This is a genomic window from Nocardia sp. 852002-20019_SCH5090214 (genome assembly GCF_001665865.1).
GTDB lineage: Bacteria > Actinomycetota > Actinomycetes > Mycobacteriales > Mycobacteriaceae > Nocardia > Nocardia nova.
The window spans coordinates 1-23,574 of the sequence record NZ_LZMK01000192.1 but is presented as its reverse complement, the minus strand read 5'-3'; the positions used below and the strand labels follow the sequence as shown (position 1 = coordinate 23,574).

The 23,574-nt window shown below is 69.3% G+C and carries 22 protein-coding genes and 3 pseudogenes; 8 read left to right on the top strand and 17 right to left on the bottom strand.

Features of this window, described 5'->3' with window-relative positions; translation table 11 throughout:
* On the top strand, positions 1-370 hold a 370-nt coding region (locus A5780_RS15435), incomplete at its 5' end, for a DUF4873 domain-containing protein (protein WP_231982969.1).
* Positions 371-380: 10 nt separating this feature from the next.
* On the opposite strand, the gene A5780_RS15430 is transcribed toward A5780_RS15435, so the two are convergent.
* Together A5780_RS15430 and A5780_RS15425 are read right to left on the bottom strand one after the other, a co-directional pair.
* Complete coding sequence (locus A5780_RS15430; RefSeq protein ID WP_064908778.1) at positions 381-770, bottom strand: nuclear transport factor 2 family protein; 390 nt, start codon at positions 768-770, stop codon at positions 381-383.
* A 118-nt stretch (positions 771-888) separates the two neighbouring features.
* A complete protein-coding gene (locus tag A5780_RS15425) occupies positions 889-1,257 on the bottom strand; it encodes an arsenate reductase family protein (RefSeq protein ID WP_030518129.1) in 369 nt (122 codons plus the stop codon).
* A gap of 41 nt (positions 1,258-1,298) precedes the next feature.
* On the opposite strand from A5780_RS15425, the pseudogene A5780_RS15420 reads away from it, so the two are divergent.
* Positions 1,299-1,907, top strand: a pseudogene (locus A5780_RS15420) (TetR family transcriptional regulator).
* 52 nt (positions 1,908-1,959) lie between these two features.
* Positions 1,960-3,562 (top strand): annotated as a pseudogene (locus A5780_RS15415) (FAD-dependent monooxygenase).
* Positions 3,563-3,577: 15 nt separating this feature from the next.
* Here the strand turns inward: A5780_RS15415 and A5780_RS15410 are convergent.
* The 4 genes from A5780_RS15410 to A5780_RS15395 all read right to left on the bottom strand — a co-directional run bounded on the left by A5780_RS15410 (position 3,578) and on the right by A5780_RS15395 (position 7,508).
* Positions 3,578-5,122, bottom strand: a complete 1,545-nt coding sequence (locus A5780_RS15410) for a glycosyltransferase family 39 protein (RefSeq protein WP_231982968.1) — start codon at positions 5,120-5,122, stop codon at positions 3,578-3,580.
* 129 nt (positions 5,123-5,251) lie between these two features.
* On the bottom strand, positions 5,252-6,112 hold the full coding sequence (locus A5780_RS15405; RefSeq protein WP_063015445.1) for a biotin-dependent carboxyltransferase family protein: 861 nt from the start codon (positions 6,110-6,112) through the stop codon (positions 5,252-5,254).
* A 17-nt stretch (positions 6,113-6,129) separates the two neighbouring features.
* Positions 6,130-6,762 (bottom strand): allophanate hydrolase subunit 1, encoded by a 633-nt coding sequence (locus tag A5780_RS15400; protein WP_063015444.1) that lies wholly within the window; start codon positions 6,760-6,762, stop codon positions 6,130-6,132.
* The gene (locus A5780_RS15395; RefSeq protein ID WP_064901902.1) at positions 6,759-7,508 is read right to left on the bottom strand and encodes a LamB/YcsF family protein; all 750 of its coding nucleotides are present in this window, start codon (positions 7,506-7,508) and stop codon (positions 6,759-6,761) included. The genes A5780_RS15400 and A5780_RS15395 overlap by 4 nt, the downstream gene beginning before the upstream one ends.
* A gap of 106 nt (positions 7,509-7,614) precedes the next feature.
* Here A5780_RS15395 and A5780_RS15390 point away from each other — a divergent pair, with 106 nt between their 5' ends.
* Positions 7,615-8,142 carry an NUDIX domain-containing protein gene (locus A5780_RS15390; protein ID WP_064908777.1) on the top strand — a complete coding sequence of 176 codons (528 nt, stop codon included), beginning with the start codon at positions 7,615-7,617 and terminating at the stop codon, positions 8,140-8,142.
* Here A5780_RS15390 and A5780_RS15385 read toward each other — a convergent pair.
* Positions 8,139-8,819, bottom strand: coding sequence for a TIGR00266 family protein (locus A5780_RS15385; RefSeq protein ID WP_030518137.1), 681 nt, complete (start codon positions 8,817-8,819; stop codon positions 8,139-8,141). The two genes, A5780_RS15390 and A5780_RS15385, sit on opposite strands and share 4 nt — an antisense overlap.
* Before the next feature lie 120 nt (positions 8,820-8,939).
* Here A5780_RS15385 and A5780_RS15380 point away from each other — a divergent pair, with 120 nt between their 5' ends.
* Positions 8,940-9,671, top strand: coding sequence for a peptidylprolyl isomerase (locus A5780_RS15380; protein ID WP_369829528.1), 732 nt, complete (start codon positions 8,940-8,942; stop codon positions 9,669-9,671).
* Between the two features lie 63 nt (positions 9,672-9,734).
* Here the strand turns inward: A5780_RS15380 and arc are convergent, their stop codons facing one another.
* A complete protein-coding gene (gene arc / locus A5780_RS15375) occupies positions 9,735-11,495 on the bottom strand; it encodes a proteasome ATPase (protein WP_063015441.1) in 1,761 nt (586 codons plus the stop codon).
* Between the two features lie 348 nt (positions 11,496-11,843).
* Here arc and A5780_RS15370 point away from each other — a divergent pair, with 348 nt between their 5' ends.
* Entirely contained in the window at positions 11,844-12,284 is a 441-nt protein-coding gene (locus A5780_RS15370; RefSeq protein ID WP_231982967.1) for a nuclear transport factor 2 family protein, read from the top strand.
* A gap of 40 nt (positions 12,285-12,324) precedes the next feature.
* Here the strand turns inward: A5780_RS15370 and A5780_RS15365 are convergent, their stop codons facing one another.
* Positions 12,325-13,158 carry a tRNA (adenine-N1)-methyltransferase gene (locus A5780_RS15365; RefSeq protein ID WP_064908774.1) on the bottom strand — a complete coding sequence of 278 codons (834 nt, stop codon included), beginning with the start codon at positions 13,156-13,158 and terminating at the stop codon, positions 12,325-12,327.
* 83 nt (positions 13,159-13,241) lie between these two features.
* Here A5780_RS15365 and A5780_RS15360 point away from each other — a divergent pair, with 83 nt between their 5' ends.
* Positions 13,242-14,105, top strand: coding sequence for a RecB family exonuclease (locus tag A5780_RS15360; protein ID WP_064908772.1), 864 nt, complete (start codon positions 13,242-13,244; stop codon positions 14,103-14,105).
* A 21-nt stretch (positions 14,106-14,126) separates the two neighbouring features.
* Here A5780_RS15360 and hisG read toward each other — a convergent pair whose 3' ends face one another.
* The 6 genes from hisG to A5780_RS15330 form a co-directional block, all read right to left on the bottom strand.
* Positions 14,127-14,978, bottom strand: a complete 852-nt coding sequence (gene hisG / locus A5780_RS15355; RefSeq protein WP_063015434.1) for an ATP phosphoribosyltransferase — start codon at positions 14,976-14,978, stop codon at positions 14,127-14,129.
* A 92-nt stretch (positions 14,979-15,070) separates the two neighbouring features.
* The gene (locus A5780_RS15350; RefSeq protein WP_030518144.1) at positions 15,071-15,334 is read right to left on the bottom strand and encodes a phosphoribosyl-ATP diphosphatase; all 264 of its coding nucleotides are present in this window, start codon (positions 15,332-15,334) and stop codon (positions 15,071-15,073) included.
* Between the two features lie 85 nt (positions 15,335-15,419).
* Positions 15,420-16,013: a GNAT family N-acetyltransferase gene (locus A5780_RS15345; protein ID WP_231982966.1), complete on the bottom strand. Its 594-nt coding sequence runs from the start codon at positions 16,011-16,013 to the stop codon at positions 15,420-15,422.
* 219 nt (positions 16,014-16,232) lie between these two features.
* A complete protein-coding gene (locus tag A5780_RS15340) occupies positions 16,233-18,047 on the bottom strand; it encodes a choline/carnitine O-acyltransferase (protein WP_064908771.1) in 1,815 nt (604 codons plus the stop codon).
* Positions 18,044-18,853: a class I SAM-dependent methyltransferase gene (locus A5780_RS15335; RefSeq protein WP_197039966.1), complete on the bottom strand. Its 810-nt coding sequence runs from the start codon at positions 18,851-18,853 to the stop codon at positions 18,044-18,046. The genes A5780_RS15340 and A5780_RS15335 overlap by 4 nt, the downstream gene beginning before the upstream one ends.
* A 28-nt stretch (positions 18,854-18,881) precedes the next feature.
* Positions 18,882-19,838 (bottom strand): arpA protein, encoded by a 957-nt coding sequence (locus tag A5780_RS15330; protein WP_231982965.1) that lies wholly within the window; start codon positions 19,836-19,838, stop codon positions 18,882-18,884.
* A 170-nt stretch (positions 19,839-20,008) separates the two neighbouring features.
* On the opposite strand from A5780_RS15330, the gene A5780_RS15325 reads away from it, so the two are divergent.
* Entirely contained in the window at positions 20,009-22,558 is a 2,550-nt protein-coding gene (locus tag A5780_RS15325; protein ID WP_064908770.1) for an AAA family ATPase, read from the top strand.
* Here A5780_RS15325 and A5780_RS15320 read toward each other — a convergent pair.
* Complete coding sequence (locus A5780_RS15320) at positions 22,515-23,180, bottom strand: HAD family phosphatase (protein WP_255407248.1); 666 nt, start codon at positions 23,178-23,180, stop codon at positions 22,515-22,517. The genes A5780_RS15325 and A5780_RS15320 overlap by 44 nt on opposite strands.
* A 25-nt stretch (positions 23,181-23,205) precedes the next feature.
* Positions 23,206-23,574 (bottom strand): annotated as a pseudogene (locus A5780_RS40985) (serine/threonine protein kinase); the annotation flags it as partial.

Here is a 23,574-nt window from a genome sequence, read left to right as displayed (position 1 = left end):
TCCCCGCCCCGGCCGGCGGCTGCCGCGACCGGATTCCGATCACTTCGATACGACCGTCGCCGCCGAGCGGGCGCCCGCCTACGAGTACGCCGGTCCGGCGGTACTCGACGCGCCGGGCGCCGAACTCGCGGTGACGGTCGCGCTGAACGGGCATCCGGACCCGATCGACGGCCACTACCACTGGTACGGCCGTCTCAGCGCCGCGGAGGCGGACCGCCTGCCCGATCCGGGGCGCGGTGCGGTATCGCTGCGGATCCCGGGCGGCGAGCCCGCCCCGGGTCGGCTGCAGGAGCGCGACCCGTGGGGAAATCTGCGGATCGCCGGAATCGGACGGCCCCCGTTTCCCCTGGCGGACAACGGCATTCACTGAGAACGGGCGGTCAGCCCGGGATCTTGTCCAGGAATCCGTGCACGCGGGCGATGCGATCACCGTCGAGAACGACCACATCGAAGCCCACGATCAGCGGTTCGGCGCCGGGAGTGCCCAGCGTCCACGTGAATCGCAGCTGGTCGTGGTGTCCGTCGACCGGTCCGAGACCGAATCGCATACCGGCGAACTGTTCCCGGACGCCGGCGATCATCTCGTCGATCGCGGCGACTCCTTCGACGGCCGCGAGCGGATCGGTGTAGGTGGCATCCGGCCGGTACAGCTCGTCGAGCAGTTTGCGCCGGGCCGGGGCCTCGGCTTCGTTCCAGGTGTCGATGTAGCGCTGGGCGACGGTGTCGTAGGTGCTGGTGCTGGTGGTGGTGGTGGTTTCGTTTTCGCTCATATGACGAGCATGTCGCAGTGCGCGCGCCCGGTCGATTACCCGTCGGGTAATGCCGCGCCACACCGAAGTGGTTGCCGCGCAGCCGGTCTGGACCTCCGGCCGCGCGGCGCGGGACGGATTACAGCACCGATTTCAGCGATTGCTCGTCGCGCGCGACGACGGCCCGGCCGTCGGGGGTGACCACGATCGGCCGCTGGATCAGCTTCGGATTGCTCGCCAGCGTCTCGATCCACTGCTCGCGATCGGCCTCCGTCCGCGACCAGCCCGCCATACCGAGCTCTTTGGCCTCCGGTTCACCGGTGCGGGTGATGTCCCAGGGCTCCAGGCCGAGCTGGGCCAGAACCTCGCGCAGGTCCGCCACGGTCGGCGGATCGTCGAGATACTGCCGCTCGATGTAGTCCACCCCGGCCTCGTCCAGCGCGGCTTTGGCCGCGCGGCTCTTGGAACAGCGAGGGTTGTGCCAGATCTGCGTGTGCCCGGAAGTCATAGCCGAAACCCTAGCGCGCCGGCCTGATCGCGACTGAGTGCATGACCACGGAGCCGGCCCTCGGGCTGCGGGAGCGAAAAAAGCTCGATACGCGGCGCGCGCTCAGCGATGCCGCACTCGAGCTGATGTTCGAACGCGGCCTGGACCAGGTGCTGGCGCGAGGACATCGCCGCCCGCGCGGGGGTCTCGGTGCGGACGTTCACCAACTACTTCGCCAACAAATACGAGGCACTGGCGTACCGGCAGATCGACCGGATTTGCCGAGGGATCGAACTGTTGCGGGCACGGCCGGCCGGTGAGCCGCTGGGGCCGCGATCACCGAGGCGATGCTGGAACCGTTGCGGGTCGACGGCCTCGATGCCGATCCGCCGCCGCGCGACCGGCTGGCCGAGGTTCGCAAGCTCGTCGCCAGCCCCGAAACGCAGGCAGCACTGACCTGCACCACCACCGACGCCTTCACCGAGGCGGTCGCCGAACGCACCGGCACCGACCCCGGCACGCTCTACCCACGGCTGGTCACCGAAGCCGCGTTCGGGGCACTGGTGGCGGCGATCGAGGTCTACCCCCGGTGTGATCCCCCGGCCTCGATCACCGCGCTGACGCGGCAGGCACTGGAACTGGTCGCCGCCGGCCTGCCCGAACCCAACTGACTTCTCCACCCTTCCCTCGAAACCGCCTATCCCACAAAGGGGTTGATTTGTCATGCCCGAAAACATCTGTGAGGTACTGATTTCCGGTGCCGGACCGAACGGACTGATGCTGGCCTGTGAACTCGCACTGGGCGGCGTCACGGCGACCGTCCTGGAAGAGCTGCCCGCACCCAGCACCGAACCCAAGGCCAACGACCTCGTCGGGCAGGTGGTGCGGCTGATGGATATGCGCGGCTTGTACCGCCCCGCCGCAGGTGACGATGCTCCGGCGATCCCGCCACCGCTTCCGCGCTACTCGTTCAGCGGGCTGCCGCTGGACTTGGCGGAATTCGCGGACAACCCGTTGTACGCCCTGCCGATTCCACAACCGCGGCTGGTGGCGCTGCTCGTCGCCCGCGCGCGGGAGCTGGGTGTGGCTGTCCGCTGGGGACACCGCCTGCACGATCTCGAATCCCACCGCGACCAGGTAATCGCGACCGTCGACGGTCGCGACGGGGACTATCGCATCCGGGCCCGCTATCTGGTCGCCGCGGACGGCGGGAAGAGTGCGGTGCGCAAGCTGGCCGGAATCGATTTTCCCGGCTGCACGGTGGCCGACCGCGTCACGCGATTCGGCCATGCCACCGTTCCGGACGGGCTGCGAACACCCGACGGCGGCATCGACATTCCCCGCGCAGGACGGTTCCACTTCGGCCACAACCGCGTGGACAAGGGCATGTTCATCTTCGCCGAGCTGACCCCCGGGCGGCCGATGATCGGAGTGAGCGAATACGGCACCGACCATCTCCCGGCCGAGGACGAACCCATGACCTTCGCGGAGCTCCGCGAGAGCATCGAGCGAGTACTCGGAGCCGACGTGCCGATAACACCACCGACCGGCGCCGGCCCCCATGCGTTGCGCCGCACCGTCGGTCAGAACACCCGGCTGGCGGAGCGTTATCGCGCGGGTCGGGTGCTGCTCCTCTGAGATTCCGCGCACGTACACTCCGCGATGGGTGGCCCGGGGCTGAACCTCGGACTGCAGGATGCGATCAATCTGGGCTGGAAGCTGGCGGCGGAGATCAACGGCTGGGCACCGGCCGGACTGCTGGACACCTACGAGAGCGAACGCCACCCGGTGGCCGAGCGCGTGATGATGCACAGCCTGGCACAGAGCGCGCTGATCGCACCGGGACCCGAAATCTCCGGATTGCGCGACCTCGTCGCGGAACTGGTACGGATCCCGGCGGTCGCCGCCCACCTCGCCGAGCTACTGGCCGGGTCCGACACCCGTTACGACGTCGGCGACGACCATCACCTGTCCGGACGACTGGCCCCCGACTTCTCGGTCACCACGGACGGCACTCGCATGCGGATCGCCGACCTGCTGCACACCGCACGGCCGCTGCTGATCGACGGGACGGGCGTAGCGGCCGCCGTAGCGGAGGAATGGCGGGACCGTATCGAAATCGTTTCCGGCGCAATCACGCTCACGGAATCGAACCGGTCCGTCGACACCGCGTCCGGACCCGACATCGCGAGCACGCCGGCGGCGATGCTGCTGGCGCACCGACGGGTACGTCGCATGGGCCGCCGACGACGCGAGTGCCGACGGTCTGCATCGGGCGCTCACCCGGTGGTTCGGCGCAGCACCGGTGCTGTCGCACGCGCAGTGAGGTGGCGCACCGAAATCACAGGTGCATCCACTCCGGCCACATCCGCGACCACGGCTGCGTCGGGCCGGTGCAGTCGAAGATCGTGACATCGCGGGTGTTGCCGACGAATCCGAGCCGGGTGTCGACCCTGCCGACCGGGGTGAGTGAGGTGCACCGGCCGCGCAGGTCCGCCTCCTCGCCACCGACGATCAACGCCGTCTCGGCACTGTCGGGCGGGGCGCCGAAGTAGCCGAAGCCGCGACTGGGACTGTAGATCGGCGGCAGCTCCGCGCGGCCGAGGTGGTCGAGGGCGCTCGCCTGCCAGTAGGTGTCGGTGACGACGACAGCGCGGTCCCGGCGCGCGGGTGGGAGCCCGCGATAGGCCGTCGTGACCGCCGCGGTGAGTTCCGGCCAGCCGAATTGCCCGTAGGTGCCGATCGCTATCGCCGCCGAGACATCGTCTCGGGGTGGCTCGACCGCCGCGGCCGGACGCCACGGCAGCGAGCTCACGATCGTGGCCACCGCCGCAATCGTCACGACCGCGGTCGCGACACCGGCGATCCGGCGGCCGACCGCCGCCCGCGCTCGCATCCAGTGCACCACCGCGACGGCGCCCGCCGCGAGCACCACCCCGTACATCCCGGCCGGGTAGTACACCCGGCCGCCGGTGACGAGGAAGACGAGGTCGACCAGAATCAGGGTGGCGCCCAGAAAACGATACGGCCGCAACGGTTTCCAGCGCAGCAGCGCCCACAGCCCGCCAAGCAGCACCGGGACCCCGAGAACGCCGGCCAGGATCAGCGAGATCGGCACGAACAGCAGCCGGCCGCCGAGGATCGCCTGTTCGGATGCGATCTCCGCGCCCATCGCCAGTTGCGGCCAGCCGTGACTTACCTGCCAGATCACCTGCGGCACCGCAGACAGCACGGTGACTCCGGCACCTGCCCACAGCAGCGGCCGGCGCAGCAACTCGCGGGGACCGAAGACCGCACAGCTCACGGCCAGTGCGATCCAGAAGAAGGGAATCAGCCATTTCACCTGCAGGTCCACCGCCGTCACGAGACCGGCGATCAGCAGCAGGCCGTCGCGGCGGGTCCGCACCCACCGCACCACCAGCCAGGTGATCAGCACCCACAGTGCGGTATCGACGGTGTTGGTGGTCAGCATCGACCCCTGCAGCAGCAGAAACGGCGAGCACGCGTAGGCGAGGGCGGCCAGTGCCTGCGCGGTGCGCCCGCCACCGAACTCGCGAGTGATCATGGCGCACAACGCGACCGCCGCGACCGTGATCAGCACCGCGGGCAGCCGCAACGCCGGATAGGAGCCGGGAACGAGCGTGTCCATCATCCGGGCCAGCAGCGGCAGCATCGGGCCCTGATCGGCGTAACCCCAGCTCAACCGGCGACCGGCGGCGAGGAAGTAGAGTTCGTCGCCGAAATATCCGTACCTCGAGGCCGCGAACAGCAGCGCCGCCGCGCCGAGGGCGGCGATCGGCGCAACCACCGGCCACGCGAGCGGTGGAATCGCGGCCGATTCGGTCGCACCGCACGCGTCGGTGTCGGACTCGCACACATCGGTCACCGGCACACTCCTGTAGCGGATTTCGTGGGGGCGTCTGCGAACGTATCGGTTTCCGGCCGCGGCGGAGTCGCCCCGCAGACCGATCCGCGGTCAGCCTCGAGAGGTATGCCGACCCATCCCCACGGCGGATCAGGGCTGCCAGGAACGGAATTCGATCAATTGGCCGGGACGGGCCTGGCCGAGCAGATCGACATCGGCGTCGATCACGGTGCCCACCACGGGATAGCCGCCGGTGATCGGCCGGTCGGCCAGCAGCACCACCGGGCGACCCGCCGGTGGCACTTGAATCGCACCCAAAGCCATTCCCTCGGTGGGCAATTCGGCATCGTTCGCCCGCCGCAGCGGTGGGGCGTCACCGTGGCGGTCCAGGCGCACACCGATCCGGTCGGTGTCGGTGGAGACCGCCCAGGCGCCGGTGAACAGATCGGCGGGATTGTGGAACCAGTCCGCGCGCGGCCCGAGCCCCACGCGCACCCGCAGCGTCCCCTGGGTGAGCGGCGCGACGGGAGCCATCTCGACCGTCGGCCAGCCGCGCGGCGGGGCGCCGACCGGCAGGGTGTCGCCTCGGCGCAACGGTTCCGGACCCAAACCCGCCATGGTGTCGCGGCTGCGCGATCCGAGAACCGGCTCCACCGCGATCCCGCCGCGCACTGCCAGATAGCAGCGCAGGCCCGCCTCGGCCATGCCGATCCGCACCCGCTGCCCGGCCGCGACGAACAGCACCGACGCCGGGGGTTCGGGCCGGACGCCGACGTTGATCGGCACCGGCGCTCCGGTGATGCTCACCACCGCCGGGGCGTCGAATTCCACGCTCAGCCCGCCCAGCACGCATTCGATGGCCGCCGCCGATTCGGCATTGCCCACCAGGCGGTTCGCCAGCCGCAGCGCCCGCCGGTCCACGGCCCCGGAGACCCCGACCCCGGCATGGAACCAGCCGGGCCGGCCGAGATCCTGCACGGTGCTCAGCGCGCCCGGTTCGAGCACCCGCATCCGCGCCGCCGAGGATCTCACCGATCCACCGCCTCGAACCGGACCCGGGTACCCGCGCGCAACAGCGCCGGTTCGGGCCGCGCCACGTCCCAGAGGACCACGTCGCTACGGCCGATGATCTGCCAGCCGCCCGGCGAACTGCGCGGATAGACGGCGCTGTATCCACCCGCCAGGGCGACCGACCCCGCCGGAACGACGGTCCGGGCCTGCGAGCGGCGCGGCACCGACAGTCCGGCGTCGGGCGCGTGCAGATAGCCGAAGCCGGGCGCGAAACCGATGAACGCGCACCGCCACTGGGCATCGGTGTGCCGTTCGACCAGTTGCCCGGGTGTGATGCCGAGAAGTTCGGCGGCGTCGGCGAGGTCGGGGCCGTCGTAGCGCACCGGAACGGTGACCACATCCGCCGCGGCGGCACTGTCGGAATCGGCGTCCGATGCGAGATCCAGTGCGCGCACGCGTGATTCGATCGCCGCGGGGTCGATGCCGGGACACAGTGTGAGCAGGACGGTCCGGGCGGCGGGCAGGAGGTCGGCCACGCCGTCGATCGGCGCCCGCCGCAGGTGGTCGAGTAGCAGCGGCAGCTGGGCGGCGTCGGCCGGTTCGAGCAGCAGCGCGCGGTCTCCCGCGGGCCGCACGGTCACCGCGCTCATGTGAAACTCCGCAGTTCGACGCCCTTGTCCAGCAGCGACTGCCGGATCGAGCGCGCCATCCGGACGGCATCGGGCGAATCGCCGTGGACGCAGAGGCTGCGCACCTCGACCCGCACCTGCTCACCGGCCACCGTGTGCGCGTGCCCGTCCACGGCGATCGACACCGCCTGCCCGAGCGCCGCCTCCGCGGCCAGCACCGCACCGGCTCGCCCGCGCGGCACCAGCCTGCCCTCGGGCGTATAGGCCCGGTCGGCGAAACCTTCCGCGTGGAACGGGATTCCGGCCGCCTCCGCCGCGCGTGCCAGTTCGGAATCGGCGGGGCCGAGCAGGCTCAACTCCTCGAAGGCGAGCAACGCCGCGACCACCGCCTCGGCCGCCGCCGGATCGGATGCCGCCGAGTGATACAGCGCGCCATGGGGTTTCACATAGCGCACCCGGTCACCGGCCGCCCGGGCGAAGCCGTCGAGCGCGCCGATCTGATAGATGGATTCCGCGGTCAGCTCGGCCGGGGACACCATCATCTCGCGGCGGCCGAATCCGGCAAGGTCGCGATAGGAGATGTGCGCGCCGATCCGCACCCCGTGCGCGACCGCGAGATCACACGTGCGCCGCATGATCAGCGGATCCCCGCCATGGAAGCCGCAGGCGATATTGGCGCTGGTCACGACGTCGAGCAGCGCCGCGTCGTCGCTCATCGTGTACGCACCGAACCCCTCCCCGAGATCGCTGTTCAGATCGATCACCACGGAGTATCACCTCGCCTCGCCGTTGTCCTACCACCATCGTCGGCGCCCGTCGCCGATACGCCACCGTGGGCGCATTCTCCCGCACTCACCGCCTAGGCTGGCGGGAATGGGTGAGGTGATCGCCGTCTACGACGGCCGCGGCAACGAGACCGGCAGCGCCGAACGCGCCGAGGTGTATGCCGAAGGATTGTGGCATGCCAGTGCCGGCGTGCTGGTGCGATCGCTCGACGGGCGGCGCATCTACGTCCATCGGCGTACCGATACGAAGATGGTGTTCGCCGGAATGCACGACTGCCTGGCCGGCGGGGTGCTGGCCCCCGGCGAGGATCCCGCCGCCGCGGCGGCGCGCGAGCTGGGCGAGGAATTGGGAATCGTTGCCGCGCCGGACGAACCGCGGCCGCTGGCCCGGGTGTCCTGGGACGGCAGCTGGGCGGGCCGCCCGATGCGGTGCCACCTGTTCGCCTACGAGATTCGCTCCGACGGGCCGATCACCGTCCAGCCCGAGGAGATCGCCGCGGGCTGGTGGTGGACCGACACGCAGCTGTGGGAGCACCTGAGCGATCCCGGCTGGCCGTTCGTCCCCGACACCCGGGTCCTGATCGACGAACTGCTGCATCCGCGCAATCGGACCTAGCCGGACGAGGTGACCGCGCCGGCCCAGGCCGCGAACGCGCCGGGGTTGCGGGTCTGCAGCAGCACCCGGCCCGGACCGGTGAAGTCGAACACCAGACCTTCGCCGGAAGTGATCGACTGCAGCGAACGACCCGAAACCGCCCGGCGGATACCGAATTTCAACGCCAGGTCGTAAGCCACCACATGGCCGCAGTCGATGGTCACCGACTCCCCCGGCTGCAGATCGATCACGTCGATCGCGCCGAAGACGCCGAGCACGACCTCGCCCTGCCCCTGGGCACGCAGGCCGAATCCGCCCTCACCGCCGAACATGTTCGCGAAACCGCCCCATTTCGCTTCCACTTGCACGCCATGGGAATTGGCGATCCAGCCGCCGCGGCTGATGAAGTACGGGCGATCGGGCGCGATCGGCAGCGCCAGCATGTCCCCGGGCAGCGCCGGCGCCACATCGACCCAGCCGCCCTGTGGCGGCGCGGTGAACGTGGACACGAAGAACGACTCACCGGCCAGCACGGAACGCTTCAGCCCCGCCAGAAATCCGCCCTCGGCCTTCGCGGCCAGGCTCACCCCGGCCGAATGGGCCACCATCGCACCGGTTTCCGCACGCAACGGCTCCCCGCCGGCGAGAAAACACCGTGCCACCGTGGACGACGGATTATGCCGCAACACCACCTGCATGGCCGCGACGTTAGCAGCGCCGGGACCGGGATGTCCCATTCACCCGCACCCGGCGGTCGGGCATGCGATGATGCCGGGCGACCGAACCCATCACGAGACGAATCTCGGAGGCCCGCCCCGGTGCATATCGATGTCCCACACTCGCAGTCCGATCTCGACCACTCCGCCCGACGCGACCGCAGATCGCGCAGATTGCCGGTGCGCAGCGGCCTGGCGGCGGCGGGTGCGGCGATCGCACTGCTGGCCGGCGGCACCCCTGCCGTGGCTGCCCCGCTGCCACTGCACACCCAGGCACCCGGCTGCATGACCCCCGGCGACGCCCAGCCCAACGGCAAGCAGTGGCCGGCCGAACCCGCGGTGACCATCGACCCCAACGCCGGATACACGGCGACGCTGGAAACCAACTGCGGAACCATCACCGTCGCCCTCGACGCCGCGCGGGCCACGCATACGGTCAACTCGTTCGCCTTCCTCGCCGGCGAGCAGTACTTCGACCACACCCGCTGCCACCGCCTGACCACCGAGGGCATCTTCGTGCTGCAGTGCGGTGACCCGACCGGAACCGGCACCGGCGGTCCCGGCTACCGGTTCGGCGACGAGAACCTGGCCGGGGCGACCTACCCGGCGGGAACGGTCGCCATGGCCAACTCCGGCCCGAACACCAACGGAAGCCAGTTCTTCCTGGTCTACTCCGACAGCAAACTGCCGCCCAGCTACACCCCCTTCGGCCGGATCACCGGCGGGATGGACGTGCTGCAGAACATCGCCGCGGGTGGCGTGAAGGACGGATCCGGCGACGGCGCACCGGCCACCGATATTGTGCTCGACTCGGTGGCCACTGCCCGGCGCTGACACCGGATACGGCGAAGGCCGCGCTCGCATCGCGAGCGCGGCCTTCGTGTGTGTGCGGTACTCCTAGAGGTACTGACCCGTATTGGATTCGGTATCGATCGCCCGGCTCGCCGAAGCGTTCTTACCGGTAACCAGCGTCCGGATGTAGACGATCCGTTCGCCCTTCTTACCCGAAATACGTGCCCAGTCATCCGGATTGGTGGTGTTGGGCAGGTCCTCGTTCTCGGAGAACTCGTCGACTATCGAATCGAACAGGTGCTGGATGCGCAGACCGGGATTGCCGGTCTCGAGCACCGATTTGATCGCGTACTTCTTGGAACGGTCCACGATGTTCTGGATCATGGCGCCGGAGTTGAAGTCCTTGAAGTACAGGACCTCCTTGTCACCGTTGGCGTAGGTGACCTCGAGGAAGCGGTTGTCCTCGCTCTCGGCGTACATCCGGTCCACGACCCGCTCGATCATCGCCTTGACGCACTTGGAGCGATCGCCGGCGAATTCGGCGATGTCGTCGGCGTGCAGCGGCAGTTCCTCGGTGAGGTACTTGGAGAAGATGTCCTGTGCCGCTTCGGCATCCGGACGCTCGATCTTGATCTTGACGTCCAGACGGCCGGGCCGCAGGATCGCGGGGTCGATCATGTCCTCGCGGTTGGACGCGCCGATCACGATGACGTTCTCCAGGCCCTCCACGCCGTCGATCTCCGACAGCAGCTGCGGCACGACCGTGGTCTCCACATCCGAGGACACACCCGAACCACGAGTGCGGAAGATCGAGTCCATCTCGTCGAAGAACACGATCACCGGGGTGCCTTCGGAGGCCTTCTCACGAGCCCGCTGGAAGATGATCCGGATGTGGCGCTCGGTCTCGCCCACGAACTTGTTCAGCAGCTCGGGACCCTTGATGTTGAGGAAGAAGGACTTGGCCTCCTTGGCGTCCTCACCGCGCGCCTCGGCGATCTTCTTCGCCAGCGAGTTGGCGACCGCCTTGGCGATCAGCGTCTTACCGCAGCCTGGCGGACCGTAGAGCAGCACACCCTTGGGCGGGCGCAGCGCGTATTCGCGGAACAGATCCTTGTGCAGGAACGGCAGCTCCACCGCGTCGCGGATCTGCTCGATCTGGCGGCCCAGGCCACCGATGTCCTCGTAACCGACATCGGGCACCTCTTCGAGCACCAGATCCTCGACCTCGGCCTTGGGAATGCGCTCGAACGCGAATCCGGCCTTGGTGTCGACCAGCAGCGAGTCACCCGGCCGCAGCCGCCGCACGGGCGCGTTGGGATCTTCGACGTCGTCCGCGTCGACCAGCGCCGACAGCGGGCCCGACAGCCAGACCACGCGTTCCTCGTCGGCGTGGCCCACGACCAGGGCGCGGCGGCCGTCGTCGAGGACCTCGCGCAGGGTGCCGATCTCACCGGTCCGGTCGAAGGTGCCGGCCTCGACCACCGTGAGCGCCTCGTTCAGACGCACGGTCTGTCCGTAGTGCAATTCGGAGGTGTCGATGTTCGGCGAGCACGTCAGGCGCATCTTGCGTCCGGAAGTAAACACGTCGACCGTCTGGTCCTCGTACACACCGATCAGCACGCCGTAGCCGCTGGGCGGCTGGCCCAGCCGGTCGACCTCCTCACGCAGCGCCACCAACTGCTGACGGGCCTCCTTGAGGGTGTCCATCAGTTTGGTGTTGCGAATCGTCAGCGAATCGATACGAGCTTCCAATTCCCTTGAACGATCCGGCGAGTCGGCGAGTTGCCTACGGAGTGCAGCCGCCTCGGCGCGTACCACCTCGAGTTCTCTCCAGGCCGCCGAATCCGAATTCTCGATGGGGCTCATGATGCTGCTCCTCCCAGTCCCGGTCTATCAACGCTACCGGGCGCGAACCGTTCTCGCTTTCCGACATGGTTTCGTCGTGATCACATCTCAGCTGCGGTACCAGCCCGGGCAACCATGTTAGCCTGCCCTAACCTGCATTCGGCGAGCGATTTCGCCGGACCGAACCGAAAGGTCTAGTCGATGCTCCTTCCTACCCGCCACAGCGCTACTCCCTTCGGTGGCAGTACCCGCACCGGGAGCAACGCCACGCGGACCGCCGGTGTTTCCGGTGTGCGTCGCTCCTGGATGCATCTTGCCGGGTTCCGCCTTGCCACGGCTACCGCCTTTACCGCGCTCGCCGTTACCGCTATGACAGCATGCGGGTCCGACAATTCCCAGGACTCCACGCCGACGGGCACCACGACGGCCACCTCGGCCGCGGCCGCCGCCACGAGCGCCGCCGCCGCGCCCGCCCCCACCGCCGAGGAACTGCAGACCACCCTCAACGGCTTCGTGGATCCGGCCAAGCCGACCGCCGAGAAGGAGAAGCTGGTGGTCGGAGGGGATAAACGAGCCGCCAACATCGACACCATGACCAAGGGCCTGGCCAACTACGGCACCATCACCTTCACCGTCGCCGACGTCGAGACCGAGGGCGATCAGGCCACCGGCCAGGTCACCATCACCTCGCCGCACGGCCCGGCCGGCCCGATGCCGATGACCTGGCAGCACTCGGCGGCCGGCTGGCAGCTGTCCGACGCCTCCGCCTGTCAGATCCTGGCGATGGGTATGGCGCCCTGCCAGCCCTGAGCGCCGCGCGGCCCGAGAGAGGAAGGCCTCAGCCGCTCGCTCAGCCCTTGGAGGGCCGCCGCTGCGGCTTGGGCGCCACTACACCGTCGGCGAGGCGCCGGGCGCTCACCAGGAAGGCCGTATGCCCCTGCATACGATGCTCGGGACGGACCGCCAGGCCGACCACATGCCACGGCCGCACCAGCGACTCCCAGGACCGCGGCTCGGTCCAGCACTGTTGCTGACGCAGCGCCTCCACGATTTCCGACAGCTGCGTGACGGTGGCGACGTAGACGATCAGGACCCCGCCGGGGATCAGCGCACGCGATACCGCGGGCAGCGCGTCCCACGGTTTGAGCATGTCCAGCACCACCCGGTCGACCTGCTCGCCGTCGTAGTCGGCGACGTCGCCCAGGGTCAGCGTCCAGTTGTCCGGGCGTTCGCCGAAGAATCGCTCGACATTGCGGACGGCGTGCTCGGCATGGTCCTCGCGGATCTCGTAGGAGCGCACACTGCCGTTCGGGCCGACCGCGCGCAGCAGCGAACAGGTCAGCGCGCCCGAGCCGGCGCCGGCCTCGAGCACCCGCGCACCGGGGAACACATCACCCTCGTGCACGATCTGAGCGGCGTCCTTGGGATAGATCACCGCCGCACCGCGCGGCATCGAGAGCACGTAGTCGACCAGCAGTGGCCGCAGCGCGAGATACGGTGTGCCGTTGGCGGATTGGACCACAGAGCCCTCGTCGGCGCCGATCAGCTCGTCGTGGCGGATCGGCCCCTTGTGGGTGTGGAACTCCTTGCCCGGCTCCAGGACGACGGTGTGTTGTCTGCCCTTGGCATCGGTCAGCTGCACCCGGTCCCCCGTGGTGAATGGGCCGGTCCGTCTGGCCGTCATGAATCTCCGTTCTCCTGCGCGTCATTTCCGGCGGCGGTATCGCGCCGCGGAATGTGTCGGTACCCGCCGATAGCCTGCCAGGTATGTCCGCACCACCGACGGCGACCCCGCCCGAATTACCGGCCGTTTCCCGCGGGCCGGCGTTGTCGCCCTCGCGGGCAATCGATTTCAAACAATGTCCGCTCAAATACCGATTACGCGCGATCGACCGCATTCCGGAAACACCCGGACGCGACGCCGTACGCGGAACGGTGGTGCACGCGGTGCTGGAATCGCTGTACGGGCTACCCAGTGGTGAACGCGTTCCGGAGCGGGCCGCGGCGTTGGTGAAACCGGCCTGGCAGCGTTTGCTGGCAGATCGCCCCGAGATCGAGGTGGTGCTCGAACAGGGCGGTCTCCCACCGCTTCTCGACGAGGTGAGCCGCCTGGTACGCGACTACTATCACCTCGAGAACCCCACCGGATTCGACCCGGAATCCTGTGAATCGCTGGTGGAGGTCCGGCTGGCGGACGGCTCGCCGCTGCGCGGATATGTCGACCGCATCGATATCGCGCCGGACGGCCGGTTGCGGGTCGTCGACTACAAGACCGGGCGCGTTCCCGCACCGGATGCCGAGCAGAAGGCGCTGTTCCAGCTGAAGTTCTATGCGCTGATCATGTACCGCACCCGGGGGGTGGCCCCGGCCCAGCTGCGGCTGCTGTATCTGCGCGACGGGCAGATCCTGACCTATGCGCCGGACGCGGACGAACTCGTCCGGTTCGAGCGCATCGTGTCGGCGCTGTGGGCGGCGATCACCACCGCCGGCCGCGAGGGAGATTTCCCGCCGCGGCCGGGGTGGGGCTGCAAATTCTGCGAGTACCGCCCGCTGTGCCCGGCCTACGGCGGTACCCCGCCGCCGTATCCGGGCTGGCCGGACGACGCTGCCGCGACGGTGCCGCATCCATGACCGCGGCGCCGTCGAGCGAGGTCAGAAGGCGCGGCAGGAACGAATATCGGTAGCCAGAATCGCCTTGGCGCCGAGGTCGGCGAGCTGATCCATCACGTCGTTGCCCTGATTACGCGGCACCAGCGCGCGCACGGCGACCCAGTCGGGATCGGTCAGCGGCGAGACGGTCGGCGACTCCAGACCAGGCGTGATCGCGGCGGCCCGGTCGAGCAGATCCTTGGGGCAGTCGTAATCGAGCATCAGGTACTGCTGGGCGAAGACCACACCCTGCACCCGCGCGATGAGCTGGTTGCGGGCCTTGTCGCTGTGATCGGAGCCGGCGGCCTCGATCAGCACGGCCTCCGAATCACACAGCGAATCGCCGAAGGCGACCAGATCGTGCTGACGCAGGGTGCGCCCGGAGCCGACCACGTCCGCGATGGCGTCGGCGACCCCGAGCTGGATGGAGATCTCCACCGCGCCGTCGAGGCGGATCACCTCGGCCTCGATCCCCCGGCGCTGCAGATCCCGCAGCACCAGATTCGGGTAGCTGGTGGCGATCCGCTTGTCGTAGAGGTCTTCGACCTTCCATTCCCGTCCGGCGGGGGCTGCGTAGCGGAAGGTGGAGCGGCCGAAACCCAGGCCGAGGCGTTCCTGCACCGGGGCGCCGGAATCCAGGGCCAGATCGCGGCCGGTGATGCCGAGGTCGAGGCGACCCGACCCGACGTAGATGGCGATGTCCTTCGGGCGGAGGAAGAAGAATTCGACCTGGTTGGCGTTGTCGATCACCGACAAGTCGCGCGAATCGCTGCGCTTGCGGTAACCGGCCTCGGTGAGAATTTCCACGGCCGATTCGGAAAGTGCGCCTTTGTTGGGGACTGCGACGCGAAGCATGGGATGTCCTTTCGGGACGGGTGGCGGACAAAGGTGTCAGGGAGCGGTCGAACCGTTTCGCCCGGTAGCCGTGGCGGCCCGGGTCTCACCCGTCACAGATGTCGGTACACGTCCTCGAGCCGCAGACCGCGGCCCACCATCAGCACCTGCACCCAGTACAGGAGCTGGGAGATCTCTTCGGCCAGCTGTTCGTCGGTCTCGTGTTCGGCGGCGATCCACACCTCACCGGCCTCTTCGATCACCTTCTTGCCCTGCGCATGGACCCCGGCGTCCAATGCCGCCACGGTTGCGGAACCTTCCGGACGGTTGGCCGCACGATCCTGCAGCTCGGCGAACAGGGTTTCGAAAGTCTTCACGGGACGCCATTCTTTCAGACGACCGCATATGTCCCGCAATCGGTTATCGGCGGGGGCGCCGCGGTTGCCGCCGGTGTGCGCGCGATCACCGTCCGGCACCCGGCGGCGGTGCTGCCGGCGCCTCGAGCGGGCGGTCGACGCGATAGATGTAATGCCATCCGTCGTCGATCGGGTTGTCCGGCGGCAGCTCCCCTTCCGCGACCCGGTGCAGACCGGCCTTCTCCAGCGCCCGCCAGGATGCCCGGTTCGCGGCGGCGACGGGAATGACGATGCAGTCGGCGCGCGGATAGTCGGCCCAGCTCGCCGCGACGACCGCGCGCAGCATCGCCGAACCCAGGCCGCGGCCGACCCGCCCCGGCTCGCCGATCAGGTAGTCCAGTGACACGGCCTCGCCGGGCACGTCGAGTATCGGCCGCACCTGCTCCACATACTCGGGCCAGTCCGCCCAGCGAATACGCTGCACCAGCCCGACGGGTTCGCCGTCGGCACTGACGAGCAGATCTTCGGCGGCCACCTCCCCGCGCGCGGCCGGCCCGAAATCGCGTTCGACGGATGCGGCGTCGAAGTCGTGATGCCACCATCGCCGCACATGCGGTTGGGCCAGCCAATGCCCGAGCAGCGCGAAATCCGCCGGTGTCACCTGACGCCAGGCGAACCGCGGCATCACCGAGTCGACCACGGGAACGAGGCTAGCAATCCGGGCGCACGCCCACCTCGGATCGAGACCGACCCGGCACGGAGCCTGCGCTCCGGTGACGGCGCCTGTGGACCGAAACCCGTTGTGACCGAGACAGTCCCGCGCGACAGCAATTTGCCGCGACCATCCCCCCGATACGACCGGCACCCGAGCCGCCTGTCTCCCGGTTCGGGTGGCGGGCGGCTCGGGTGTAGTCCCCGATCAGGCGGAGGCGAGCAATTCCTCCAGTTCCGACACCGCGGTCCGCAGTTCGTCGGCGAACCGATACATCTGCTCCGCAACCGATTTCGGCGTCGCGAGGTAGATGTTCCAGCGATCCGGCAGTAGGACGTAGGCGATGCCGATGCACTTCTGGCTGGTGCAGCCGAAACCGAAGTATTCGATATTCGCCGAAGGCGCCGAGCTCGTACTCAGATAGTCGTCGCGGGTGATGATCCAGCCCGGGCTGTCGAAGAAGGGCATCGGCTCCGTAGCGCCCAGTTCGGCGCCTCGCCGGCGCTGCACCCACTGCAGCTCCCAGAGATGCTGTTCCGGCGCCTCGCCGCGCTGGCATTGCTTGGCGCGCTCCACATGGGCGGTCGCGGCCGCGCGGGCGGCGGCCAGCTTCGTCGCCGCATCGGCCGACGAATCGTCCATGGCGGCAACGAATTCCAGGATCTGCGGGGTCACCACGCGCATGGCCTCGGTGCGGCCGTTGCGATACTGCCGGGTCGCGATCGATTCGTAGGTGGCCCCGATCATTCCCTTGCTGCGCTGATGGGCGAGCTGATAGCTCAGCTGCGCGAAGGCGTCCGGCGAGATGCCGAGCTCCTTGGCGCGGGCCGTGCCGAAATGGTCGAACGACACCGTGGTCGTCGCGTTATCTGCGACGAACTGCGCGAATGCGGCTGCGGCCGAGGAGATCTCACCGCGCAACCGATCGTTGAGCCGGAATTCGATCGGCTCCACCGAGGGCAGCCCCTGGGGCTGCGCCCCCGACTGCGCGGCATGCTCGGCGGCCGGAGCCTCGAGCAGCCGGTCGACGAACGACAGGATGGTGGTGCCGTCGAGTCCGCAGTGTTCGACGTTGATACCGGCGCTGCCGTCGGCGAAGACGATCAGCGAGACCGCCTTGTCGAACCACCGGTTACCGCTGTCGCCGTGCAGCAGCTGATCACTGGCCACGAGTTGATCGGCCGGGGTCACATCGTCGAGGCAGACGCAGAACAGTGCGGTTTCGATCGCCTCCAGCGCCGCCGCGTTCACCGGATCTTCCAGCAGACGGCCCCGCACGCCGGCCCATTCGGCCCGCGCCATGGTGGTGAGATGTCCGGCCGAGGAGTCGACGGGCAGCTGATCGGGCGCCGCCTTGAGCACGGCCCGCAGACCGTCGGCGAGGTCCTCCGGGGCATGCGGCGCCCCGCCGGCGCCGATGACCTCCATCCGGAACATGGCGCCGTGGTGGAAGACCACGATGTGGCGCGCCTGCGACGGGCCCGGCCATTCATCGCTGTAGGGCACGCGCACGCTGTCCTGCGGATCGCCGGGAATCCTGGTCTCGGAGAACAGGAATTTGTTCTGCGCCATCGAAAAGTGCGCTCCGCGTTGCACGACCGGCGGGATCTCCTCCCGATCGAGCAGCAGTTTGTAGTTCACCGCGGCGGTGATCAGCGCGGCGGCGCGATCGGCCTGCTGGTCCGAGGTGGACTGCGCCAGTGGCGTGTCGTTGCGGAACAGGAAGAAGAAGTTGGCGTTGACCGCGATCCGGTCGCGACGGCCCAGATAGCGCGAGGGCCAGAACTCGTCGAGCCAGCTGCCGACACCGGGGGTGCGGTCGAACCGCTCCAGATCGGCGTGCAGGATCCGGGCCGGACCGTCGGCGCGCAGCAGATCGGCCACGGCGCGCTCGGTATCGGCGTATTCGTCCTCCGACAGCAGCGGCCGCGACCACTGCAGGAAACGCGCGCAGCTGTCGTCGAGCGTGGGCAGCGGCACGCGCGGCAGCTGATCGTCGAAGGCGAAGGTACGGTCGGTCACGGGCGGTCCTCGGGGGTCGGTGTGGATATGTAGAGTTCGGCGTGCAGCCAGCCGTCGGATTCGTAGCCGGTCGGATCTATTCCGTTGGCGGTCAGCGTATTCAGTACCTGTTGCTGTTCGGCGGCGGAGGCGAAACGGCGCTGCCGGAAGGTGCCGGGACGGCGCTCGGTCCGGTACCCCAGGGCGGCGAGTTCGCGCGCGATCGGTTCGAAGGCATACATCCGCAGCACGAAGTGTGCCATCCACGGTAGCCGGGTGCCGTGCGCGCGAGCCACCCGTGTGAGGGTGCGGCCGGTGACGTAACCGACGCAGCCCGTGGAGATCACCAGATCGGCCGAGCCGATGATCTTGCGCTGTGCCTCGGTGGGATCGCCCGCCTCCAGATCGGCGTGGACGGTCTCGTGCAGCAGTCCGGTGGCCGCCGCGTAGTCCAACGCCGGCGCGGAGGCGTCCATACCGATGAAGCGGATCTGGGGCAGCCGGTCGTCGGCGACCAGGCGGGCGCGGTCGCGGGCGATACAGGTGGCGGTATCGGCGTCACCGTAGTGCTCGGCCAGATCGGCCACGGTGGTCCCGAAGCGCAGCAGCGCCGCGTTCACCCCGTAGGAGCACCCCAGGTCCAGGACGGTCGGCACGGTGCCGGTGCGCGCCTCGTAGTCGGCGAACAGTTCCAGGAAGGCAGGTTTGGCCAATTCCGGTATGCAGTAGTCCAATTCGGCCATCCGGCGGCAGTAGGCGCTCGGATCGGGGCGGTCGTAGATGTCGTCGAACGAAGCTTTTCCGGTGCTGTGCATCGAAACCGTCACGGGCGATCCTCCTGAGTCGAACGGGTGATCAGTCGAGAAGTCGGTCACCGCGTACGGCATTGCCCGCCGCGGCCAGATGGTCCGGAAGAACCCGCCCGAACAGCTGCCGGGTGCGTTCGACCGCCCCCACGATGCCCGGGCGGTCGCTGTAGGCGAAGATCGCGCTGTGGCGCTGGGTGGTGCCCTCCACCGGCGAGACCCGGTGCAGGGAGAAACGGCCTTGGAACAGTTGCAGATCGCCGGGGCGCAGCGTGAGCCGCCGGATGAAGGAGTCGCCCGCTCCGGTGAGCACGGCCCGCACATCGGCCAGATTCTCCGCTTCCGGCGTCCGGATGCGCGGGCAGTATTCGAAGACACCGCCCGCGTCCGGTTCCTGCGTCAGCATCGAGACCGTGAATTCGTTGGTGTCGAAATGCCACGGATGCGACATGCCGGGCGCAACCACGTTGAGACACAATCCCGCCAGCGGATCGGTGTATTCATGCAGCTGTGGCAACCCGAAGCATTCGGAGACCAATCGCTGGAACGCCGCGCTCGTGTAGAGCACCTGGATCACCGCGGTGGACGGAATGAGATCCCGCGCGACGAAGGCGTTTCCACGCTCGAGCACGATCGTGGCCGGATGGTCGGGAGGCAGGTCGCTGTCGAGCGGAATGTTGTACGCGTTGACCTTCTCGACCGTGTAATAGGCGTGCGGAGCGAGCTCGGCGCCCTCGTCGCGCAGCGTGGCCAGCAGATCGGGGCGCACGAATCCGGGCAGGACGGTGCAGCCGTCGGCGGCGAGGTCGTCGCGCGCTCGGCGCACCACCTCGTCCCACCGGGCGCTGCCGGGTGCGTCGAGCGGATAGCGCTCGGTATCGACGACGGCAGCGAGGGCCGGACGGGCCGCCGCCGCGTCGACCCGTTCCGAACTACCTTCTGCCCCAGCTGTTTCGCCGTCCCGGCTCGGTGCACCCACGTTGCCACAACCCCCTGTCGCCGCCATGAAGATCATTGTGACCTGCCGGGCGCCATTACACAGCAGATTCCCGGATATCATTGGGAAACCTCACAAACCCTCGAGTAACCATGTGCGCCAGCGATATTCGCCACCACAACGTCGCGCGGCGCGCCGCTGCCGGTCCGGCCGCCGCGCGCGGACGGTAGGGTCGCGAGATGGCGCCACTGCGGGTGGGCACCGTGCCGACCACCTCCGACGAATTCATCGGCCGCGAACCGGAACTGGAACGGCTGGCGACCCTGCTCTCCGGGCCCGCGCGGCTGATCACGGTGATCGGCGCGGGTGGTCTGGGCAAGACGCGCCTGGTCACCGAGGCCGTGCACCGGTTGCCGCGGACCGGCGAGGGGCGCGTGCACTGGGTGCGCCTGGCCCGGCTGGCGGCGGGCACCGACGCGGCCGGAGTCGCCGACGAGGTGGTCCGCGCGGTCGCCGACCACGACTTCTCCGGGCGGGCACCGTGGCCGGCGCTGATCGAAACCCTCGATGCCGGCGCCACGCCCCCGGTGCTGGTCATGGACAATTGCGAGCACGTCACCGAGGGCGCCGGTCAGGTGATCGCCGAACTGATCGAGACGGTGCCGGGCCTGAGGGTCCTGGCCACCAGCCGCCGCCCCATCGGCTGGATCGACGAACAGCTCCTACCGCTTCCACCGTTGACCCAGCGCCAAGCCGAGGAGTTGTTCCACCGGCGCGCGGCGCTGACCGGTACCGTGCTGAGCCCGGACACCGCCGAGACGGTGGCATCCATCTGCCGGCATCTGCACCACTACCCGCTGCACATCCGCCTCGCCGCGGCGCGGTTGCGGCGGCGGCCACCGGCCATGATTCTGCGCGATCTCGACGGCCGCGCCGGCGACACCCGTCTGCACTGGCCGCCCGCCACTGTGATCGGCGCGGATGCCCGGCATCGCGGTATCACCGACGTGATCGCGTGGTCGTTCGAACTGTGCGATGCGCGGGAACGGCTGCTGTTCGAGCGGATGTCGGTTTTCGCGCCCGGATACGACGTCAATCCGGCCGACGCCGAGGACGATCCGAGTCTCGAGGTGGGAGCCGACCTCGACGCGATCGTGGCCGTGTGCGCCGGACCCGACGCCGCGGCGGAGCCGGCCGCCGCCGACATCGAGGAGCTGCTGGAACGGCTGGCCGACCAATCGCTGGTCACTGTGCATGTGAGCGCCCGCGAGGTGCGCTATTCGCTGCTGGAGAGTCTGCGGCTGTTCGCCCGGGAGCGCCTGGCCGAACGGGATCCGCGCGAGCCGCGGCGGCTCGCGGACCGGCACCGCCGCTACTACCGCGACCGCATCACGAGCACCGACGACGGCGACGGCCGATTGCCACAGTGGGCGCGGGCGTCGTGGGACAACCTGCTGGTCGCCATCGATCGCAGCCTGGACTCGCCCGACGACGCGGTGGCCGGGCTGGAGATCGCGTTGGGAATGATCGCGTTGCACGTCCCCTTCTTCCGGGGTTCGTTGCGCGAATCACGGCGCCGCGCCGAGAAGACGCTGGCCGCCGCCACCTCGGCGCCCGAGCCGCTGCGGATCCGGGCGATGGCGACGATCGCCTGGATCTGCCTGTGCCAGGGCCTGCCCGACGAGGCCGAGGCGTTACTCGATCGCTGTGTGACGGCCGCGGTGCCCGACCCTGCGGCACGGGCCCGAGTGGCCGCCGATCCCACCGCCGACATTGCGCTCCCGGCGCCGGTGGCCTTCACCCTCGGCTGCCGGCTGATGCTCGTCGACCAGGATGTGCGCGCGCTGGTGCTGCTGGCGCGCGCCCGCGAAAAATTCACCGCCGCAGCGGATTACGGGCATGTGGCGATCAGCGCGCTGTTCGAGGCACTCGCCGCCGCCTTCCTCGGCACCTCCGAGCAGGCCCTCGCCGTGACCGCCCGCCACCTCGAGGCGGTGTCGGATTCGGGCGCGGACTGGGCGAAGTCGTGGGCCGAGATCGCGCGAATCATCGCCGACACCCTGCACGGCGACGCGCGGCGGGCCGCCGCGGCCGGGCCCGCCACCCTGGCGCGCCAGGTCGCGACACGCGACACCTGGGGTGTGGTGTGGTCCGTCCACGCGCGGGCGTGGGCACTGGCGCGGCTGACTCTCGCCGCGCCGCCGGCGGCCGCACCGCACACGACGGCCGTGGAGATCGCGCGGCTGCTCGGCGCCGCCGCGGCGCTGCGCCGCCGGCTCGGCGTCGACATCGCGCAGCTGCGGCCCTTCGTGGCGGAGACCGACCACGCGGCGGACGGAATCCGGCGGCTCGTGGGTGCGCACACCTTCGACGCGGCCTATCGCGAGGGAACCGAGGTATGCACGACACTGCGGCAGATCAGCCGGCTCGCCTGTGACATCGCCGTGCCGGACGAGTTCGCGGTCACACCGCACGCACCGGAATGGGATCTGCTGACTCGGGCCGAGCAGGAGGTCGCCGCGCTCGCGGCGGCCGGGTGGACCAACAGCGCCATTGCGGACCGGCGGGGTAGTTCGGCGCGCACGGTGGACGCCCAGATAGCCGCCGTCCTGCGGAAGCTGGCCGTCGCGTCGCGCGCCGAAATCGCACCACTGGTGCCACCCGAGCGGCGCGTCGGCGCCGACCACCTACCGAGGCCACGCCGACTCCGCGCCGTGCCCGCACCGGCGAACTCGGTGGTGCGGGTCAGCGGACGCCGGCGTGAACCAGGGCAAGCTCGTCGACGGTGAGGCCTACCAGGGATTCGCGGAATTCGAGTCCGGGCCGCGCCGGGACCGCGATCTCACACGGCACCACCAGCACCCGGCATCCGGCGGCCAGTGCGGCGGCCGAGCCGGTCGGCGAATCCTCCACGGCCACACACTCTTCCGGGGCGACACCGAGCAATCGCGCGGCGCGCAGATAGGGATCGGGCGCGGGTTTGCCGCTGTCGACCTCGTCGCCGCAGACCGAGACGTCGAACATGTGACGGCCCAGCGTTTCCAAGCACAGCTCGGTGATCGACCGCTTGGTGTTGGTCACCAGTGCGGCCGGCAGGCCCGCCGTCCGCAGCGTAGCCAGTGCGTCCTGGGCACCGGGCCGCCACGGGATGGGCCCGGCCATCAGTTCGATGACCCGGCGCTCCAGCCACTGGCCCGCCGCCAGCATCGCCGCCGGGTCGAGCTCCAGGCCCAGGCCGTCGAAGAGGATCCGCAGCGCGTTGCGGGCGTCGGCACCGATCAGCGCGTGCCGGATGGCGTCGGTCATCCGGCCGCCGAGCTCCTCGGCGAGTTCGCGCACGCCGATATCCCAGAGCTTCTCCGAATCCAGCAGGGTGCCGTCCATATCCCACAGCACGGCGGCCACAGTCACCCGGAGCTCTCCTTCCGATTCCGCATCAGGTTCCCGACGCGGTGATGAGCATCCGGCCGGTGGCCGTATCCACCGTGAACCAGCGGCTCTCGGAGGTGACGGTCCCGTTCTTCAGCGTATAGGTGAGCGTCGCGACCGCCCGCCCGGGACCGCTCTGGGTCACCCCGCCGACCCGCACCGACGACACCGTCGACCAGAAATTCGAGTACTGCGCGTAGCCGCCGGTCTGGGACTGGTACGACGGTGCCAGCTCGGCCCACGCGCCGCTGGTGTTACCGGGCAGCATGCCGTAGTAGCCGGAGATGAAGCTCGCGATATCGGCCGGCTGGGCGGGGCCGTAGGGCGCGCTGGTTCCGGGCGGGGCCGGCCGGGTGGCGCTCGCGCCGGGCGGCGG

Excerpts from the sequence above, each read along its gene's own strand:
- A5780_RS15390 (WP_064908777.1), top strand. The coding sequence starts at position 7,615 with ATGGGTGAGGTGATCGCCGTCTACGACGGCCGCGGCAACGAGACCGGC.
- A5780_RS15370 (WP_231982967.1), top strand. The coding sequence starts at position 11,844 with ATGACAGCATGCGGGTCCGACAATTCCCAGGACTCCACGCCGACGGGC.
- hisG (WP_063015434.1), bottom strand. The coding sequence starts at position 14,978 with ATGCTTCGCGTCGCAGTCCCCAACAAAGGCGCACTTTCCGAATCGGCC.
- A5780_RS15385 (WP_030518137.1), bottom strand. The coding sequence starts at position 8,819 with ATGCAGGTGGTGTTGCGGCATAATCCGTCGTCCACGGTGGCACGGTGT.
- A5780_RS15360 (WP_064908772.1), top strand. The coding sequence starts at position 13,242 with ATGTCCGCACCACCGACGGCGACCCCGCCCGAATTACCGGCCGTTTCC.
- A5780_RS15430 (WP_064908778.1), bottom strand. The coding sequence starts at position 770 with ATGAGCGAAAACGAAACCACCACCACCACCAGCACCAGCACCTACGAC.
- A5780_RS15365 (WP_064908774.1), bottom strand. The coding sequence starts at position 13,158 with ATGACGGCCAGACGGACCGGCCCATTCACCACGGGGGACCGGGTGCAG.
- A5780_RS15425 (WP_030518129.1), bottom strand. The coding sequence starts at position 1,257 with ATGACTTCCGGGCACACGCAGATCTGGCACAACCCTCGCTGTTCCAAG.
- arc (WP_063015441.1), bottom strand. The coding sequence starts at position 11,495 with ATGAGCCCCATCGAGAATTCGGATTCGGCGGCCTGGAGAGAACTCGAG.
- A5780_RS15330 (WP_231982965.1), bottom strand. The coding sequence starts at position 19,838 with ATGGCGGCGACAGGGGGTTGTGGCAACGTGGGTGCACCGAGCCGGGAC.
- A5780_RS15405 (WP_063015445.1), bottom strand. The coding sequence starts at position 6,112 with ATGCGGGTGCTCGAACCGGGCGCGCTGAGCACCGTGCAGGATCTCGGC.
- A5780_RS15325 (WP_064908770.1), top strand. The coding sequence starts at position 20,009 with ATGGCGCCACTGCGGGTGGGCACCGTGCCGACCACCTCCGACGAATTC.
- A5780_RS15400 (WP_063015444.1), bottom strand. The coding sequence starts at position 6,762 with ATGAGCGCGGTGACCGTGCGGCCCGCGGGAGACCGCGCGCTGCTGCTC.